The 19,047-nt window shown below is 46.3% G+C and carries 15 protein-coding genes and 1 pseudogene; 3 read left to right on the top strand and 13 right to left on the bottom strand.

Translation table 11 applies throughout. The features are described from left to right. Window positions 1–90: 90 nt before the first annotated feature. Window positions 91–1,461: pseudogene (locus tag H3V14_RS10790) on the bottom strand (pseudouridine synthase); the annotation flags it as partial. A 193-nt stretch (window positions 1,462–1,654) separates the two neighbouring features. On the opposite strand from H3V14_RS10790, the gene H3V14_RS03000 reads away from it, so the two are divergent. After that, window positions 1,655–2,104 carry a nucleoside deaminase gene (locus tag H3V14_RS03000; protein WP_198214066.1) on the top strand — a complete coding sequence of 150 codons (450 nt, stop codon included), beginning with the start codon at window positions 1,655–1,657 and terminating at the stop codon, window positions 2,102–2,104. Continuing rightward, window positions 2,104–2,937 carry an aldo/keto reductase gene (locus H3V14_RS03005; protein ID WP_198226554.1) on the top strand — a complete coding sequence of 278 codons (834 nt, stop codon included), beginning with the start codon at window positions 2,104–2,106 and terminating at the stop codon, window positions 2,935–2,937. The genes H3V14_RS03000 and H3V14_RS03005 overlap by 1 nt, the downstream gene beginning before the upstream one ends. Before the next feature lie 191 nt (window positions 2,938–3,128). Here H3V14_RS03005 and H3V14_RS03010 read toward each other — a convergent pair whose 3' ends face one another. The 9 genes from H3V14_RS03010 to H3V14_RS03050 all read right to left on the bottom strand — a co-directional run bounded on the left by H3V14_RS03010 (window position 3,129) and on the right by H3V14_RS03050 (window position 14,704). After that, the gene (locus H3V14_RS03010) at window positions 3,129–3,350 is read right to left on the bottom strand and encodes a hypothetical protein (protein WP_198226427.1); all 222 of its coding nucleotides are present in this window, start codon (window positions 3,348–3,350) and stop codon (window positions 3,129–3,131) included. 267 nt (window positions 3,351–3,617) lie between these two features. Continuing rightward, window positions 3,618–4,247: a hypothetical protein gene (locus H3V14_RS03015; protein WP_075869964.1), complete on the bottom strand. Its 630-nt coding sequence runs from the start codon at window positions 4,245–4,247 to the stop codon at window positions 3,618–3,620. A gap of 258 nt (window positions 4,248–4,505) precedes the next feature. Further along, on the bottom strand, window positions 4,506–7,421 hold the full coding sequence (gene ileS, locus H3V14_RS03020; RefSeq protein ID WP_198226428.1) for an isoleucine--tRNA ligase: 2,916 nt from the start codon (window positions 7,419–7,421) through the stop codon (window positions 4,506–4,508). A 245-nt stretch (window positions 7,422–7,666) separates the two neighbouring features. Then, window positions 7,667–8,416, bottom strand: a complete 750-nt coding sequence (locus tag H3V14_RS03025) for an outer membrane protein (RefSeq protein WP_075869785.1) — start codon at window positions 8,414–8,416, stop codon at window positions 7,667–7,669. Window positions 8,417–8,901: 485 nt separating this feature from the next. Next, on the bottom strand, window positions 8,902–9,645 hold the full coding sequence (locus H3V14_RS03030; protein ID WP_075913537.1) for an outer membrane protein: 744 nt from the start codon (window positions 9,643–9,645) through the stop codon (window positions 8,902–8,904). A gap of 200 nt (window positions 9,646–9,845) precedes the next feature. Then, window positions 9,846–10,466 (bottom strand): ribonuclease D, encoded by a 621-nt coding sequence (locus H3V14_RS03035; protein WP_075869787.1) that lies wholly within the window; start codon window positions 10,464–10,466, stop codon window positions 9,846–9,848. A 10-nt stretch (window positions 10,467–10,476) separates the two neighbouring features. Beyond that, window positions 10,477–11,859, bottom strand: a complete 1,383-nt coding sequence (locus H3V14_RS03040; RefSeq protein WP_198226430.1) for a dipeptidase — start codon at window positions 11,857–11,859, stop codon at window positions 10,477–10,479. Window positions 11,860–12,023: 164 nt separating this feature from the next. Continuing rightward, the gene (gene mutM / locus H3V14_RS03045) at window positions 12,024–12,899 is read right to left on the bottom strand and encodes a bifunctional DNA-formamidopyrimidine glycosylase/DNA-(apurinic or apyrimidinic site) lyase (protein WP_198226432.1); all 876 of its coding nucleotides are present in this window, start codon (window positions 12,897–12,899) and stop codon (window positions 12,024–12,026) included. Between the two features lie 560 nt (window positions 12,900–13,459). Further along, window positions 13,460–14,704, bottom strand: a complete 1,245-nt coding sequence (locus H3V14_RS03050; protein WP_075915193.1) for an aminopeptidase — start codon at window positions 14,702–14,704, stop codon at window positions 13,460–13,462. Between the two features lie 247 nt (window positions 14,705–14,951). Here H3V14_RS03050 and H3V14_RS03055 point away from each other — a divergent pair, with 247 nt between their 5' ends. Continuing rightward, window positions 14,952–15,896 carry a 2-hydroxyacid dehydrogenase gene (locus H3V14_RS03055; protein WP_075913532.1) on the top strand — a complete coding sequence of 315 codons (945 nt, stop codon included), beginning with the start codon at window positions 14,952–14,954 and terminating at the stop codon, window positions 15,894–15,896. A gap of 438 nt (window positions 15,897–16,334) precedes the next feature. Here H3V14_RS03055 and moaA read toward each other — a convergent pair whose 3' ends face one another. The 3 genes from moaA to narI are packed head-to-tail and all read right to left on the bottom strand — an operon-like array spanning window position 16,335 to window position 19,045. After that, complete coding sequence (gene moaA, locus H3V14_RS03060) at window positions 16,335–17,342, bottom strand: GTP 3',8-cyclase MoaA (protein ID WP_198226434.1); 1,008 nt, start codon at window positions 17,340–17,342, stop codon at window positions 16,335–16,337. Window positions 17,343–17,354: 12 nt separating this feature from the next. After that, entirely contained in the window at window positions 17,355–18,296 is a 942-nt protein-coding gene (locus H3V14_RS03065; protein WP_210326525.1) for a peptidylprolyl isomerase, read from the bottom strand. Between the two features lie 26 nt (window positions 18,297–18,322). Next, a complete protein-coding gene (narI, locus tag H3V14_RS03070) occupies window positions 18,323–19,045 on the bottom strand; it encodes a respiratory nitrate reductase subunit gamma (protein WP_198226436.1) in 723 nt (240 codons plus the stop codon). Between the last annotated feature and the right edge of the window lie 2 nt (window positions 19,046–19,047).

Here is a 19,047-nt window from a genome sequence, read left to right on the forward strand (position 1 = left end):
GTTTACCGAGCGGTTATAATTTTCGTTTTTCTTATAATCTCTGTTTTTTCTACCGCCCCTTGACGCATCATAGTCGTCTAACGTGCGGTCTTTCCGGAACTTTTGGCTGAAATCGGGCTTGCGGCTCGATTTGTCAAAATGTTTTTCACGACGATTGAAATGTGTTTCGCTTTCGCCCTGTGAAGCGCGATGAGGATGACGGCCGGCTGATCTTTCATCAAAGCCGTTGTCGCTTCTCTCTTCTTCGTCTCTTATGCGCCAGAATTTCTTATGAGCGGTTTGAGGGCGGGCACCGGGAGCCATCCAGACATTGGCACTACGCAATCGTTGAGGTTCAGCTTCAGGTTTCTTTTCGAAAGCTTTTTTAAGGGGGGCAGCATTTCTAGCAAATTTACTGCCTCGTGTATTGAAACTGTCCGGTCTCGTTGAAAGCTGGTCGCGGCCACGTTCGGCAAAATCGGCCTTTTTCCAACGCCTGTTAAAGCGGGGAGCTTCCGGCGTTGAAGAGATCCAGCCGTCATCCGAACCCGTCGGTTTTTCACGCGGTTTTTGTTCTCCGACAACAGGGGCATTGGAAAACGGCTTCAAAATCGGCAAATCGAAATCGGCATTGGCTTCTTCAATAAGACGCTCACCCAACTGGTCGCGCAGCGTACGGCCTTTGAGCTCGCGCACAGCGCCTTCTTCAAGATCGGCAAGTTGGAAGGGACCGAACGAGATGCGAATAAGACGTGTGACAGTAAGCCCTAATGCTCCAAGAATATTTTTGACTTCACGGTTCTTGCCTTCTCTTAAAGCGAGCGTAAGCCAGACATTCGTTCCTTGTTCGCGTTCAAGAGTTGCTTCCACAGCACCGTAAAAAATACCGTCTATGGCAATACCATCTTTTAAAGCATCAAGATCGGCTTGCGTTACTTTGCCGTGAGCTCGAACACGATATTTACGCACCCAGCCGGTTGACGGTAATTCAAGAACGCGGGCAAGGCCTCCATCATTGGTAAGAAGCAGCAAACCTTCCGTATTGATATCGAGTCTGCCAACGGAAAGTACGCGTGGCATTCCTTCTGGCAAGCTATCAAAAACAGTAGGCCGACCTTCCGGATCGCGGTTGGTTGTCACAAGTCCGGCGCGTTTGTGGTAAAGCCAGACGCGGGTGCGCTCAATGGGGGGCAAAGGTTTGCCATCAACAGTAATTGCATCTGTGCGTTTGACATTGAATGCGGGTGTATCAAGAACCTTGCCATTAACCGCAATGCGTCCGGCGGCAATCATGGTTTCTGCGTCCCGTCGCGATGCTATTCCGGCGCGCGCCAATCTTTTGGCAATGCGTTCACTGCCGTCGCTTTCTTCACTGGTTTTTACCCTCGGCGATTTTGCGTCGTTCTTCCCACGCGGGTCGAAATTGTTTCTGGTATCCCCCCTGTTATTTTGCGGTTTCTTATTGCCGCGATCATATGTCATCTCACATTATCCTTTAGAAGCACCGGGGGCGCATTGTTAATTTTTAACCGCTCTAGCTTATTTTTTTCCGATATGGAATCTCTTTCGTCAGGTGTTTTCTGATAAACTGCCATAAATGACATAAACGGCGGATAAAATCCAATTGTTCCGGTTTTTCAAAATGCTGGCTCTTCAAAATGATTGAAAGGTAAAAATGAAAAAAACCCCGATGGAAATAGCGCTTGAAGAGGCAATTTCGGCAAATGCGAATGATGAAGTGCCGGTTGGCGCCGTGATTGTCAAGGACGGTAAAGTGATCGCCAAGGCTTGCAATCTTACGCATAAAAAATTCGACCCGACAGGTCACGCTGAAATGCGGGCTATTCGTATGGCATGCGAGATGCTTCAAAGTGAACGATTGGTCGATTGCGACCTTTATGTGACTTTGGAGCCCTGTACAATGTGCGCGGCTGCCATATCTTTTGCACGTATCAGGCGACTTTATTTTGCCACAGGCGACGAAAAAGGTGGCGCAGTTGAACACGGTGTCCACTTTTTTAACCAACCCACGTGTCATCATCGGCCGGAGGTTTATTCCGGCCTGGGTGAAAGACGGGCATCCCAGTTGCTCAAAACTTTTTTTGCAGGAAAAAGGGAAGAATGATGAAAACAGTAAAATTCCCGAATGATTCGATTGTACCTGTTTTAGGACAAGGTACATGGGGTATGGGGGAGGGGATATCCTCCGTTGAAGACGAAGCCAATTCTTTGCGTGCCGGCCTCGATCTCGGATTGAAACTCATTGATACGGCCGAAATGTATGGAAATGGTGGATCCGAAAGAGTGGTTGGTGAAGCCCTTGTCGGGCGGCGTGACGATGCCTTCGTTGTGTCGAAAGTTTTGCCAAGCCACGCGTCACGGCAAGGCACGATTGAAGCGTGCGAACGCAGCCTTAAAAATTTAAAAATTGAAAAAATCGACCTTTATCTTCTTCATTGGCAAAGCAGCGTTCCTTTAACCGAAACAGTTGAAGCTTTGGAAAAACTTGTCACACAGGGCAAAATTGATGCGTGGGGTGTCAGCAATTTCGATACCGCACTCATGCAGAAACTTGAAGGCATTTCGCCAAAAGGTCATATCGCAACGGATCAGATACTTTACAATCTGTCTCGTCGCGGGCCAGAATTCGACCTCATTCCATGGTGTGAAAAACGGCATATTCCGGTGATGGCCTATGCACCGATCGAGCAGGGGCGCATCATGAAAAACCGTGATCTTATCAAGATTGCAGAAAAGCTTGGTGTTGCACCATCGGTGCTTGCTCTGGCATGGGTTATCCGCAATCCGCTGATGATTGCTATTCCAAAAACCTCGTCACTCAAACATTTGCGCGAAAACGTCAAAGCACTTGATCTTGAGCTCGACAGTAATGTTCTTCAGGCACTTGATGAAATATTCCTGCCACCGTCACACAAACAGCCGCTCGAGGTTATTTGAAAAAAGCAGAAACCTTATTCAGTAAAGGGAAATTGCTCGGAAATAGTGTTTGGACAACATTCAAAAATATTTGGCAAAAAAATTTGCCGGTTATGAGCCCTGTTAAACAAAGAAGTTTTAAAACTTCGGAACTTCAAGAGGGGGGCAAAACCTCTATTCTATGGAGTTTAAGCTATTCCCGAGTAGTCTGTTTATTCAATTCTCGGTTTGGAGTTTCTGCCGGAAAACCTTATTGATTGAAGATTGGCTGAAACGGCATTTGCAACAAGCGACTGTATTGAACAAAGGGCGCTATTTTTATTGTTCGTTTCTTGAATGAAGATAAAGGCGACGAACTCTCCACCAAGGCCGGTTTTAAGGTTGAAAGACTGCTGCATCCGGTCAGCTGAATAGGCGCCAATCGGTATATCCATTTGAGAGGCCGGAAAGTTTCATTAAGAAACCGGCTGGAAATGGCGTCACGAATTTGGATGTTGTTTATCTGTCACTCAAACACGTGATGAAAGAGTAAAACGTTATCAAACAAAAACTTGAACGAAGTTATTGCCAGCTCACAGAGCCGAACAAATGTTCTTTCCTCCTTTTAACCAAACAAAAAGGAACCTCTCCCGCCATCAAGAAAGACCGGAATGCGTCGAAGAAGGGATAAACATTCTAACAATAAGACGTTGCTTTCAATATTAGAAAGGCCACCAGCTCTTCTTGCCGGATGATTCTTTCAACGCTTTCTTTCTCTCGCGTTCTTTTTTGGCTTCATCTTCACCTTGATCACCGATTGGCGCTGATGCTGCCGGCTGGCGATAGCTTAACGGAGGTTCACTCAGATATTTGCGTGTTGTGGAAGAACCACCTTGTGTTTCTCTCTTACGGCGCAAAAATTCCGCACGCTGTTCTTTGTCATTATTAACCTGCTCGTTGCGGTGTATACCGTTGAGCCAGTCACTTGAACCGGTTGATTTTGTTTCTTTGCCACTATCGGGCACAATGGGTGAAACATAATTCGGGTTATTCTGGTTGGCCGTTGCTTCATCACGCAATCTTTGGCGTTTCTGCTCGGGTGATTCTGGCCAATCAGGTGTACCGGTCTGGGCAACATTTGTCTGCGGTTGCGGAAGAACGCCTTTTGTACCGGGGGCAGGACGAACAAGTTCCGGACGCGGCTTGGTATCAATCTGATTCCTGTTATTATTCGATCTGATGGATGCAATATTGGAAAAATCATCAACCAGCTGTTTTCCGGTTGATTTATCGGTACCATAAGTCGGACTGGAAACGCCACATCCTGTCAGCATAAGACCGGCCGTGACCATACCCGTTACAATAATTGTTACTTCGCGTTTCTTCACTGCTAATCCGTTCCCGGCTCCGCCGCCAAAAATTGCTTTTACTACTCCACCCCGCGGGCAGATAACGACACCTTTTTGTGCCAGAAATTGGCACTTATAGACCAAACCCTTAGCATGAGATGTGCCTTGACGGCAATCCCCCCGGCAATAAGGAAGGATGATGACGTCGTATGACGTGTTGGCTACTGGCAAAGCAATAGCTCTGCCAGTGCTTTTTATTTATCAGATCTTTCCAAGTGCATGAAGCTCATGCAACGCTGCTGCATCACGTGCCGATACATCCGGATATTCGGGATCACTCCCGACATCCTGGGTATAGCGCCATGAACGGGCACATTTCTTACCGTCAGCTTTATGAAATTCCACAGCAACGCCTTTGACATCATCAAGCCGGAAAGCATCTTTCGGTGCTTCAGCATTGGTAATGACAATATCACTTGTGATCGATATTTCTGCCATATCCATACCTTCGACAGCTTTCAACAAATCAAGGTCGGAAATATAGACGACGGGGGCTGCTTCCAATGAAGAACCGATATGTTTTTCAGCTCTTTCAAGTTCAAGAGCACCTGTCACGACTTTACGGACCTGACGAATTTTGCGCCAGCGCTCGTTCAATTCGTTATCACACCAGCTATCGGGCGTTTTACGGAACTGTTCGAAGTGAACCGATTTGCTTTCCGGATGCCGCTCCAGCCAGGCTTCTTCCATTGTGAATGGAAGCATCGGGGCAAGCCATGTGACCATGCGTTCAAATATCTCGCGCACAACATGGATCGCGGATTTGCGCTTTATTGAAGAAGGCGCATCGCAATAAAGCGAATCTTTCCGGATATCGAAATAGAAAGCAGAAAGGTCGACGATTGAAAAATCAAGCAATGCACGGGTGATGCGTTTGAAATCGAACCCGTCATAAGCCTCGTTGACAAGCCCGTCCAATTCATAAAGGCGATGCAACATGAACTTTTCAAGATCAGGCATATCTTGATAGGCAATGTTTTCACCCTCGTCATAGGCGAGAGTACCAAGCATCCAGCGGATGACATTGCGGAGTTTCCGATAGGAATCGACATTGGTCCGGATGATATTTCTTCCCAGACGCTGATCTTCCCAATAATCGGTTGTCATTACCCAAAGGCGCAAAATATCGGCGCCGGAAGTATTGATAACGTCTTGCGGAGCCACAGTATTGCCCAACGATTTCGACATTTTCTTGCCTTGCTCGTCGAGTGTGAAACCGTGCGTCAATATGGCGTTATAAGGTGCTCTTCCGCGGGTACCGCAGCTTTCCAACATGGATGAATGGAACCATCCACGGTGTTGGTCGGATCCTTCAAGATAAAGATCGGCCGGCCATTTCAAATCGGGCCGATCCTCAAGGGTAAAGACATGTGTGCAGCCCGAATCGAACCAGACATCAAGAATGTCATGAACCGGTTGCCAATCTTCTTTCGCATGTTCACCCAGAAAACGTTCTCTCGCGCCTTCCTTGAACCAGGCGTCGGCACCTTCTTTTTCAAAAGCATCGACAATGCGCTTGTTGACGGCCGCGTCTTTGAGGATTTCGCCGTTTTCCTTGACGAAAATTGCAATGGGAACACCCCATGCACGTTGGCGGGATAATACCCAATCGGGACGATCTTCCATCATGGCTCCGATACGGTTTTGTCCTGCCGGTGGCACAAAACGTGTATCTTGCACCGCTTTGAGGGCACGTTCGCGCAATGTGGTGCCGTCAGCAAGTTTTTTGTCCATATAGACAAACCATTGAGGTGTGTTCCGGAAGATAACAGGCTTCTTGGAACGCCAGCTATGCGGATAAGAGTGCTTGATACGCCCGCGGGCAAAGAGCATATCTTTTTCAATCAAGAGGGCGATAACGGTTTTATTGGCATCGCCATATTTACCATTATCATCAATGACACGTGAAGCACCGCCTTCGCGATCGGGGCCGAAACCCGGCGCGTCCTTGGTGTAGTAACCGGCATCATCAACAGGAAATGGAATTGATGAATCAACGCCGAGTTCCTCTATCTTTGCTTTATTGGCAACCCATACTTCAAAGTCTTCGCGCCCATGACTGGGAGCCGTGTGAACAAAACCCGTACCGGAATCAGCCGTTACATGGTCACCGTCAAGCAGAGGAACTTTGAATGCATAATCATTTGCGAAGCCTTTGAGCGGATGGGAAAGCAGCATCGTCTCAAGCTCTGAAGGGTTCAAAGAGCGAAGTTTTCTGAAAGCCAGTTTTGCTTTTTTGGCACTTTCTTCTGCCAGTGTATCAGCAAATATAAGTTTTTCACCAGGCTTCGGGCCATAATCATTTTCAGCGTCCACAACCTGATAAAGCCCGTAAGGAATGCGGGAAGAATAAGCAACAGCACGGTTACCGGGAATTGTCCAAGGTGTCGTTGTCCAGATGACGACGAAGGCTCCTGACAAATCATCGGCTTTTGCTTTTAGCACAGGAAATTTGACCCAAATTGTATCGGATTCAACATCGTGATATTCGACTTCGGCTTCCGCCAAAGCGGTGCGTTCCACCACCGACCACATGACGGGCTTGGAGCCTCGATAAAGCTGGTCGGACATGGCAAATTTCATCAATTCACCGGCAATCCGTGCCTCCGAATGGAAAGCCATCGTTGTGTAAGGATTCTTGAAATCTCCGATAATGCCGAGACGTTTGAATTCATCTGATTGGGTTTTAACCCAATGTTTGGCAAATTCCCGACATTCCTGACGGAATTCGTTAATCGGAATATCGTCTTTATTCTTGCCTTTTGCACGATATTTTTCTTCGATCTTCCATTCGATAGGCAGCCCATGGCAATCCCAGCCGGGTACATAATTGGCATTATAGCCCCGCATCTGGAAAGAACGGACGATTGTATCCTTTAAAATTTTATTCAAAGCATGCCCGATATGGATATCTCCATTGGCGTAAGGAGGGCCATCATGCAAAACGTATAGCGGCCGGTCGACAGCCTGTTTGCGCAGTGCGCTGTAGAGATCCATCTCTTCCCAACGTTTGACAATTTCCGGCTCTTTTTGCGGTAATCCGGCACGCATCGGAAAGTCGGTTTTGGGCAGGTAAAGGGTTTTTGAATAATCCATGGCTTGGTCTTTATTTGACATGTTTAAAAATTCCTGTCGAACGTCATTTAATCGAAATGATTATCTCTCCCGATCTTTCGAACCTTTGCACTTATCAGGCAAGAGTGAAGATCGGGCTAATAATTCGTAACGTCAACAGTTCAGAAAAATGTGCACTCATGATGCATGGCTTTATCATGAGATGAAACAGAAAGAAAACTGAAAAATCGACAAAAAGAAAAGGCCCCGTAAAATACGGAGCCTTTCCAAAACAAAGTTCGCTTGAATTAGAACTTGTAAGCAACACCAACGCGGAAATCGTTGGTCTTGTAGTCAACATTGTACTTGATGTTGTTCTTGCTGTAGTCTTCGTCACCGAAGTCTGTGTAACGATATTCAGCACGAAGGATGATGTGGTCTGTCATAGCATAGTCGAAACCAGCGCCGATTGTCCAACCGACGAGTGTATCGCTATCGCTAGCTGAATAACCGGGGATTGTATTGCCGCTAGCATCTTTCATGCGGAAGTGTGAATCAACCTTGGCGTAAGCAACACCACCGGCGATGTAAGGCATCCAGCGGTCAACTGCATAACCAACGCGAGCACGTGTTGAACCGGCCCACTGTTCCTTCAACTTACCGTTAAGGCTGAATTCCGAACCATCAGAAAACTGGTAAGAACGCTTGTCGCTCTCGTCCATGTCGCCCCATACCCAGTCGGTATCAGCACCGATAACAATGTTGTTGCCGAGGTCATAGTTATAACCGGCATAAATGCCACCGATGAAGCCTGACGGATCAGGAGAGAAGCCTTGTCTACGGCTCCAGTCGCCATTTGCACCCTGGTATTTGCCCTTAAGGTCTGTATCAGACCAGGAACCGCCGATCTGGGCACCAGCATAGAAGCCGGTCCAAGAGAAAGCAGGTGCTGCAACAACAGGAGCTGGCTCCTGATTTGCTACAACGTCAGCAGCTTGTGCTGCAGAAGCTGCTGTAAGAGCAGCTGCGGAAGCAGCAATAAGATATCTAATTTTCATTTTTATTCTCCAATGCAATAAAATGCCGTCTGAACTTATATAGTTTATCCGGATAAGAATTGCTGTAGCACGAAAGACACACCTCGCAAAAACTGAAACAAAAACCTCAATAAAATGCGAGGAGGGTTGAAAAATATAGAAAAAATGCAGGTCGTTTCTTTAAAAAAGTGTCGAAAACGCTTTTTGACCAGAATCAAAACCGGGCTTTACGACGTCGATTCGCAAATTTTCCGTTAATTTTTCAAGACGGCGACTTATATGCCAAATCGATTTTTGTGTCAAAGAGAAGAGACCGTGTCCGTTTCCCATGTTCCATTTTTATGGAATAGCCATGCATTTAATCCGGTTTTGTGACGAACTTTCCATTGAATGCAGGTCTTCCGGTTCTATCAATAGTCAAAACAAGAGATAAAAAGGTTGAACAAGATGATAAAAAAAGCCCCGCAGTTTCCTGCAGGGCTTCTTTTTCAATTCTTTGAAAAGAATTAGAACTTGTAAGCAACACCAACGCGTACGTCGTTGGTCTTGTAATCTACGTTATATTTGAAGTCTTTGTTGCCGAAGTCCTTGTCGCCGAAATCGGTGTAACGATATTCAGCACGAAGGATGATGTGGTCGGTCATGGCATAATCAACGCCGGCACCCAAAGTGTAACCGGTCAAAGTCTTGTTGCCACTGGCTTTGCTGTAAACACCATCAGCATCCGAGAACTTGGCATCGGAATCGATCTTGGCATAAGCAACACCACCAGCAAAATAAGGCATCCAGCGATCCATCGAGTAACCGATGCGAGCACGGGTTGATCCAGCCCATTTCTCTTTGATCTTGCCGCTAACTTTGAATTCGTCTTCTGTGCCTTTGAGGTAGGACTTGCTATCGCTTTCGTCCATGTCACCCCAGATCCAGTCTGTGTCGGCACCGAGAACGATGTTGTTGCCAAGATCATAGTTGTAACCGGCATAAAGACCGCCGATGAAACCTGATGGATCCGGTGAGAAGGATTTACCGAAGCCGGCAAAGTCTTTTGCATCGCTACGGCCTTTGATCTTCTGGTCTGTATCAGACCATGAACCACCGATTTGACCACCAGCATAGAAGCCGGTCCAAGAGAAAGCAGGAGCGGCAACAACCGGAGCCGGTTCCTGATTCATGACAACGTCAGCAGCTTGTGCGCTGGAAGCAGCGGTCAAAGCCAAAGCCGAAGCAGCAACGAGATATTTTATTTTCATTTGTTAACTCCACGCGAAATGTATTGCGATTGAGGCCACTATAGTTTGTGCGACTATAAAGTCTGTAGCAAAAATGCCACAGCAAGTGGAATGAGCCTTTTTTTGAGCTATTTAGGCGAGAAGCTCTTCAATATGGTAAACAAAGTATAAAAAAACGCCGGAAAACCGGCGTTTTGTAATTTAAAAATGTGTTTTGCGAATCAACTATGGGCGAAAATATCGACTTCGGGAAAGCCGATAAGATCAAGCTCCGACCTTGACGGCAGGAATTCGAAACACGATTTCGCCACACTCTCGCGGCCATCTCTGATGAGCCTGGCTGCAAGAATCGCTTTCAACCGGTGAAGATAAAGAACATCCGTTGCTGCATATTCGACTTGTGCGGGAGACAGTTCGTCAGCACCCCAGTCGGATGACTGCTGTTGTTTGGAAATATTGATTTCAAGAAGTTCGGCGACAAGATCCTTTAAACCATGCCGGTCAGTATATGTGCGGGTGAGCTTCGAGGCAATTTTTGTGCAGAAAACCGGTCTTGCCATGACACCGAATGTCAGAGCCAATACGGCGAGGTCGAAACGACCGAAATGGAAGATTTTGGTGATGTCAGGATCTTTCAGAATCTTTACAAGATTTGGTGCCGTCTTTTGCCCCTTGGCAATCTGGATAACATCGGCAGTGCCGTCTCCCGGTGAAATCTGGACGACGCAGAGCCGGTCGCGATGGGGCTGAAGCCCCAGAGTTTCAGTGTCAATGGCAACTTCCTTGACATTATAATTTTTCAAGTCAGGCAAATCACCTTTGTGAACGCGTATTTTAGCCATTCTTATTGTCCTATTTGTTTCCCAAAGCAGCTAGAATTCTTGCCCAGGAGCGTTGGCCTTTATGGAATGATTTGAGATTGTATTTTTCATTTGGAGAATGGATGCGATCGTCGTCGAGCCCGAAACCGACAAGCAATGATTCCATACCGAGAAGAGATTGGAAATCACCGACAATCGGAATAGAGCCGCCCATGGCTGCAAGAATAGCCGGTTTGTTCCATTCTTCTGTTAAAGCTTTCTTGGCAAGTTGAACAAGGGCCGAATCATAGGCAAGGTTGATTGCCGGAGAAGCACCGTGATCTTTAAATTCAACCGAACAGTCGGCCGGAATTTGGGAACGAACATAATCACGGAATGATTTTCTGATTTTTGCCGGATCTTGTTTGTGAACAAGTCTGAAGGAAATTTTTGCACTGGCTTTGGCGGCAATAACGGTTTTGAAGCCTTCTCCCTCGTAACCGCCGCTAATGCCATTGACCTCGGCGGTCGGTCTTGCCCATGTCATTTCAAGTACGGTGCGTCCCTTTTCACCTGCCGGAATCGACAAGCCTACGGGTCCGAGAAATTCTTTAGGACCACGATTAAGTGCGTTCCACGATTTCAAAACAGCTTCCGGTGTTTCTTGGACCCCGTCATAGAATCCTTTAAGGGTTACATGGCCGTTTTCATCGTGCAGGCCGGCAATAATTTTTGCGAGAATTTGAATGGGATTTGCCGCAGCACCGCCAAAGTGGCCGGAATGCAGATCGCGATCGGCACCTTTGATGATGATTTCCTCACCGACCATGCCTCTCAGCGCTATAGAAATAGAAGGCGTATTAGCGTCCCACATGGTTGTGTCGCAGACAAGTGCGTAATCGGCCTTCAATTCGTCTTTGTGGGCATGCAAAAATGGTTGTAGCGAAGGAGAGCCGGATTCCTCTTCCCCCTCGAACAGGATCGTAACTGCAACCGGAAGGTTGCCGGTTTCCTTTTTAAAGGCGCGGCATGCTTCGACAAAGGTCATAAGCTGTCCCTTGTCGTCACCGGCACCGCGCGCGGCAATGACCTTTTCACCATTGAGCTCTTTTATTTTCGGATCGAAAGGATCATCTTCCCAAAGGTTGAGGGGATCAACCGGCTGCACATCATAGTGGCCATAAAACAAAACATGGGGAGCATCTTTTGTCGGTCCCGGATGATGGGCAACTACCATGGAATTGCCGGTGGTATCGCGGCGCGAGGCTTCAAAACCGATCGATTTCAAATCATCGACCAGCCAATCGGCAGCTTTGCGACAATCATCCTTATATTTCGGGTCGGTCGAAATGGAAGGGATGCGCAACAGTTCAAAGATATGTTGCAGACTATTATCGAGATTTGCATCAAGACGGGATAAAACTTTGTCAAGCATGGAATGCACCTGCAGTTAGTAAATTGAAAAACAACTTTAAGCCTCTTAAGCTGTTTTGCAAGCCGTTCGCATCATTTTTGACTTGTTAGCAGTTGTTACATCATATCCGGTACAAAGTTTCCGGTTTTGCATTACTGTAAATTTCTCACGTCTCTTCCCCGATATTACCTTTGACAATGCGTGCAATAAAAACTCGAACGACCGGATTGGACAATTCGTTTTATAGCCTTTCCACATTCGGGGCATGGTTCCCCTTCACGGTCATAAACAGAAAACCGGTATTGGAAATAGCCGAGCGAACCATCTGCATGAACGTAATCGCGTAGGGAAGAGCCACCCGCTTCGATGGCTTCGTTGATAACATCGCGGATATTTTGTGCAAGGATTGCCGATTTTTTTTGCGCTGCCGCAGATTTTGCCCCTAATGTTGATGATTTGCGTTTTGGAGAAAGATGACTTCGCCATAAAGCCTCGCAAACATAAATATTACCAAGACCGGCAATGATGGACTGATTGAGAAGTGCGGCTTTAAGGGGGGCTTTCCTGTTATGCAAAACCTCGTTGAGATAGGCACCTGAAAGACCGTTTCCTGTTGGTTCGGGGCCTAAATGGGCCAACAATTTATGGTGTTCCAGCTCTGTGGTTTTTGTCAAAAGCATAAAGCCGAAACGGCGCGGGTCATTATAGACGGCATGTAAAAACTCACCGTTCGTCGTTCTGATATCCATTTCAAAATGGTCATGTGCCGCAAGCTTGTTTGTTTCATGATAATAGGAACCAAGTGTCGTGTTTTCAATTCGCCACGAACCGGACATGCCCAAATGGCTTATAATGGTTTCATCATTATCAAGATGGATAAGCAGATATTTTGCCCGCCGTCCGAGGCCAATAATTTCACGACCGGTAAGACGGGACTGAAAATTTTCCGGAAATGGAAAACGTAAATCCGGCCGGTTCTGCTTGACGCTTATTATCTTCGCATGGGTGAAGCTTGGTTCGAGACCACGTTTTACAGTTTCAACTTCAGGAAGCTCAGGCATATACGATTGCTTTGATTATAAGCGGAAGTTTATTTCAACCGCTCCGGTTCAGACATATAACATTGACTTACTAAAAATAATGGTTACGCGAGCGGATTTTAAGGTCGGGGAAAAGTTTTTCTCTTGGAAAAATGAGTTTTGTAGATAGTGGAATAGTATTTTTTACCGAACAATAAGTCGCAAAAAAATTTTAAAATTGTCATCAAATAAAGTGATACGAAACGTTCTTTAACCACACTGGATTATAAAAACATTTTTAATATATAATGTCGTGAAAATAGGACTGTATGGGGTAAAAATTAACGGATTGTTAACCCTGAACTGTTATCTATCGAACACAATTAAATGTTATCTACTTGAAAAAGTACGATAACACACCTAAATTAGGTTCAATACAGCGGTGATTGACCACGGATGTACTGGCAGTCATTGCATAACGGAAGGTCGGGTTATTCCCCGGCCTTTTTGTTGTTTTTAGTCATGTTAAAACGGATTTCGAATTTTTAATAAATAACGAAATCCGTATTTTTAAATCGGGTTGTTCAAAAAAATGGGCGTAATTAAGCCCATTCGCCTTTTCTGAAGACCGGAACTTTTTTCCCGTCAGCGGTGATACCGTCAATATCGATTTCTCCCGACCCGATCATCCAGTCGATATGGATAAGGCTTTTATTGCCTCCCTGTTTTTCAATTTGTTCTTTCGATAGTGCGGCTCCGCGCAAGAAGCATTTTGAATAGCATTGTCCAAGGGCGATGTGGCAGGCCGCATTTTCATCAAATAATGTATTATAGAACAACAGGCCGCTTGCAGAAATCGGCGATGAATTGGGAACGAGAGCAACTTCGCCCAAATGACGGGCACCTTCATCGGTATCCAGTATCTGTTGCAATACTTTTTCGCCTTTCGAAGCGTGCGCTTCAACAATACGCCCTTTTTCAAAACGCACTTTGATGTTGTCAATCAATGTGCCTTGATAGGATAGGGGCTTTGTCGAGCTTACATGACCTTCAACCCGATGGGCGTGAGGTGTCGTGAAAACTTCTTCGGTCGGAATATTGGGATTGCAGATAACGCCATTTTTTGCTTTTGAGGCACCGCCTTGCCATTCATGACCATCAGCAAGACCGATTGTGAGATCTGTTCCGGGGCCACTATAATGAAGGGCAGAAAAGCGTTGGTCATTCAACCATTTTGCATGTTTTTTCAGATTGGCATTGTGATCTTTCCATGCGCCGATTGCATCCGGCTTATCAACACGGGAAGCAGAAAATATTGCATCTGCAAGTTTTTTTGTCGCCTCGATGATTGGCAAATCCGGAAAAACCACGGCCGCCCATGACGGATTGGGATAGGAAACGATATTCCAGTTGATATCAAAACCGGCAATTTTTTCCAATGCCGGTTGATAGGCAAGTGATGTAGCCTTGTTTACGCGTGATACTTTGGCTGGATCTTCGTTAGCAAGAAGTGACGGATTATCACCGGCGATAGCAAGACGGGCCGCCCCGTTTGCATAGGCTCTTGCCATACCTTCATAAAGCCAGCTTGCTGCCTTATCGAAACTCTTCTCATGAGCATCTTTGAAACGACAAAGCGTCATTTCTTCATCGCTGAAAATAGGGGTAACAACACCGGCACCGGCTTTATAAGCGTGATAGGCAATCCGGCGCACCAGTGGAAGTGCCGCGAGCGGGCTTGTGAGAACGAGATCTTGACCTTTCTGCAGGTTGAGACCGACCTTGACGGCGACTTCTGCGAGCCGGTCAAGCTTTTGAGGATCGATAACAGATTGGTCTTCATTCATTGCGGGTGTTTCCTTTTGAAATTAAAAATCGCCAAATGACATCTACTGAACAAATAATAATGTTTTTGACAGCAATATTAAAGGCACTTCGGAATAACGGCGGAGAAAAACGGGAACGAGACGGGACCGGCATTGGAAACAGAATTTAAAACTTTAGTGGAGTTTAAAAATTTCGATAGACAGTAAGGTTCTATTCATTAATATCTTTTGTTGGAGAATAATTTAATAAAACCAGAGGGAGAATAATGTGAAACAGGATATATTGGTACTAAGTCCACTTGAAGAGCGTCAAATGGGAGACCTCGACAAACGTTATCATTTATTACGCGCGGATTTGGTCAAGGATAATGACGGTTTTATTGAAAAAAATGCAAAAGATTGTCGTGCAGTTATCAGTACCGGCAATATTGTTTTTGACAAAAATCTGATTTCGAAACTGCCACAAGTCGGGCTTGTTGCCTGTGTGACAGCCGGTTTTGATCAGGTTAATCTGAAAGACCTGAAGGATCATAAAATCCGTTTAACCAATACGCCGGATGTGTTGACCGATGACGTTGCCGATGTGGCATTGATGTTGATGCTCGCCGCCCGTCGCAGGCTTGTTTTCGGTGATCATTATGTGCGCTCCGGTGAGTGGGCCAAAAAAGGGCCGATGGCTCTCACAGAAACAACTGCCGGAAAACGCGCCGGTGTCGTCGGACTAGGGCGGATTGGACATGCTATTGCCAAACGGTTTGAAAGTTGCGGGCTCGCAATCGGCTATTTCGGCCGCCATAAAAAACCGGATGTCGCTTATCAGTTTTTCCCCTCGCTCGTCGAACTTGCCAAGTGGTCGGATATTCTGGTTGTTGCAGTAACGGGCGGCAAGGAAACTGAAAAACTGATTTCCAAAGAAGTGATTGCAGCACTTGGAAACCGCGGTTCTCTTATTAATATCTCTCGCGGCACGGTTATTGATGAAGATGCCATGATTAAAGCCTTGCAAAGCAAAGAATTGGAAACGGCCGGTCTTGATGTCTATCTTAACGAGCCGAACATCAATCCGGCATTCTATAAGCTCGAGAATGTGGTTCTCTATCCCCACCATGGCAGTGGCACTGTTGAAACACGCGACAGAATGTCCGATCTTGTGGTGGAAAATATTGACGCCTTTTTCGCCGACAAACCTTTGCCTTCGGAAGTTAAACTTTGAGGTTGAATATCTGTCGGGAAAGAGAAATGCGTTCTCTTGGCGGATAGTTGGGGAATGCTTTTCAAAAAGCGCATTCTTTACGATGTTTATCACCGAAAAAGTTGGTAAACGGGAATATAAGCACTGTAGCCCGATACAGTGCTTATTTTATTTGATGGAAAGATGGATTGCGCGATTTTTGTGCCTGTCCAAAGCCGCTGGAAAGAGGTTTTGAAACTTTCCTGTTTGATCAGATAAAAGACAAAAAAATCTGGTTTGATCGTCTAACTCACACCGCAGAGGATGCGCTTGAAAACGGGCGCTGGTAATTCCGACCATCACCAAGAAAACGAACGCATTATAGAGTTGGTGCCCGACGACCAATTCCGGTTACAAATAATGATGTTTTCCGTTTTGTTTAAGCAGTTCGGCAGCTTTTATGTTGAAAGTGGATTGCGGTCAGCCGCCAAGCTCCGACATATGACGGCTTAGCCCGCAAATGCCATCTTTTTCGATTGAAAATTCATGCCCCTTCGGCTTGCTGTCGATTGCTTTCAGGATAAGTTCTGTCAGCTTTTCATCACTTTCGGAGCTTCTGATAGCTTCACGCAATTCGACCATGCCGGATTGCCCCATGCAAGGGTAAAGTTTACCGGTCGAACCGATGCGCACACGATTGCACGAAGCACAAAAATCGCATGAAAGCGGGGTAATAAACCCAAGTCTACCACCCGTTTCCTTGACTGTTACATAACGGGCAGGGCCGCCTGAACAATGCGCATCCGGAACCAATGTCCAGCGTTGTTCAAGACTTTTCCGTAAAGCGCCGAGTGACAGGAAGGTTTCATAACGGTCGTGACCGGTATAGCCCATCGGCATTTCTTCAATGACTGTAAGATCCATACCGCGCCCATGGGCAAAACGGATGAGATCGTCAACTTCACCAAGAAAGCCGCCACGCATGGCAACAGCGTTCAATTTAACTTTCAATCCGGCTTTTTGTGCCGCGTCAATGCCGGAAAGCACATGGGCAATGTCACCGCGACGGGTCAATTGGTGATAGCGGACAGGGTCAAGTGTATCAAGAGAAACGTTGACACGTTTGACACCATTTTGAACAAGTGCCTCGGCGTAACGGGCAAGCAATGTTCCATTGGTTGTCAACGTTAATTCTTCAAGACCATGTCCGAGATGCTTCCCCAGCATTTCGAACAAAACCATAATGTTGCGGCGTACCAGTGGTTCACCACCGGTAAGACGGATTTTGGTGACACCAAGGTCGATCATCCGGCTCGCAACACGGTAAAGTTCCTCTATCGTCAGAAGCTCTTTTTTAGGTAAAAACACCATCTCTTCCGCCATGCAGTATACACAGCGTAAATCACAACGATCGGTTACAGAAAGTCGCAGATAGCTGATCTTTCTGCCGAAAGGATCAACCAACTTTGAATCTGGTGTTTTTTGCACTCTCTAAACTCCTTACTGGACAAGAGGTCCCTCACCGGATTTCAAATCAATACCCGTGATATGGGATTTTCCAGCCAAAATTGCTATATATTGTTGAACAGCTTTTGACCAGCTTGATGCCTCGAGCCAGGCAGCAATTTTTTCTTTTACCAGCTCCAGAGGAAGAATCTTCCCCGGAATAATCTGGTTTATTTCGACAATATGATAACCATAACGGCTTTCGACCGGTTGCATTAATAATCCGGTTTTTTTTGTTTTTTTCAAAGCATTTTCAAATTCCGGCACAGTCGACCCCCGAGTAATCTGACCAAGATTGCCACCTTGAGCTGCTGAAGGGCAGGAAGAAATATCTTTCGCAATTGTGGCAAATTCATGTGGATTTTTTTTCACCTGTTCCAAAATGGCATAAGCTTTCTCGCGTGCTTGATCGAAGGCTTTTTTGTCTTTCGGGTTGGCACCGATAAGAATGTGTCTGACCTGCCAGATCGTTTCGGTTGAAAAGCGTGATGGATCGCGATTATAGAATGCTTTGCAATCTTCTTCACTCGCTTCAGGGGTTTTTATTTCACTTTCAAGAAGGGCTGAGATTGCCGCGTCAAGCTTTGTTTGCCGGGAATTATCTTCACCCGCATTATCTTCCCCGACACTCTCTTCCCGTGTGCTATCCTCATTATCGGGAACAAGATTTTTATTTTTTGCTTCCTGCCATAAAAGTTCACGGATTACCAATGAACGCGCTGCCTCAAGAAGCGCTTCACCCGGCGTTTGAGCTGGATGATTTTGTGCTTCTTGAAGAATATCGACTTCGGGAATGACAATGCCATTGACGCTGACTTCTTTGAATAACGGCTTTGCTTTTGGCGGAATTCTTGTGTCGATTTCCTGCTTTGTGGGCGAGGCGGGAACCACTATTTTTTTTAAGCCCGAATGCTCGACTTTTACCGTTGTCGCCATAGACAATTACTCCTTTACCCGAAGTCTTAATCGGTTACTTCACCACGGATGCGAACGGGCAGGCGATCTTTTTTACGAACAACCTGATATCCCGTACGCCAGATATAACGTACCGGCGCACTCAGCATATGAACAAGACGGGTAAACGGGAACAAAAGCAAAATAGTGAGACCGAGGAAAAGGTGCAGCTTGAATACAAAAGCCACATCGGTGATATAGCTTGAAGCTGCAAGGTTGAAGGTGAATATTCCCTGTGCCCAATCCATGAGCTTGACCATTTCATGTCCGTCGAGATGCTGCATCGAAAAAGGTATGGTTGCAAGGCCGAGGAAGAGCTGTGCCCACAACAGAAGGATAATCAATGTGTCTGTTGTGCTTGAGGTTGCCCTGACACGCGGGTCGAACAAACGCCGGTGGGCAAGCATTGTTGCTCCGATAATGGCCATGGCTCCGGCAATGCCACCGGCTGTCATGGCAACAACCTGTTTGAAGCTATGGCTGACGCCCAAAGCATCCCAAACGTCAATAGGTGTGAGAAGCCCGACAAAATGGCCTAAAAAGATAAACAACACACCGACATGGAAAAGAACAGACCCCCACATCAATTGTTTGCGACGCAACAACTGGCTGGAACTTGCCCGCCATGTATAAGGCTCGCGATCGTAACGGATAATCGAGCCAAGTGCCAGAACAGTCAAAGCAATATAGGGATAGACCCCGAATATGAGTGTATGGAAAAAGTGCAACATTG

Source organism: Bartonella sp. W8151, assembly GCF_016100385.1.
GTDB classification, from domain to species: domain Bacteria; phylum Pseudomonadota; class Alphaproteobacteria; order Rhizobiales; family Rhizobiaceae; genus Bartonella; species Bartonella apis.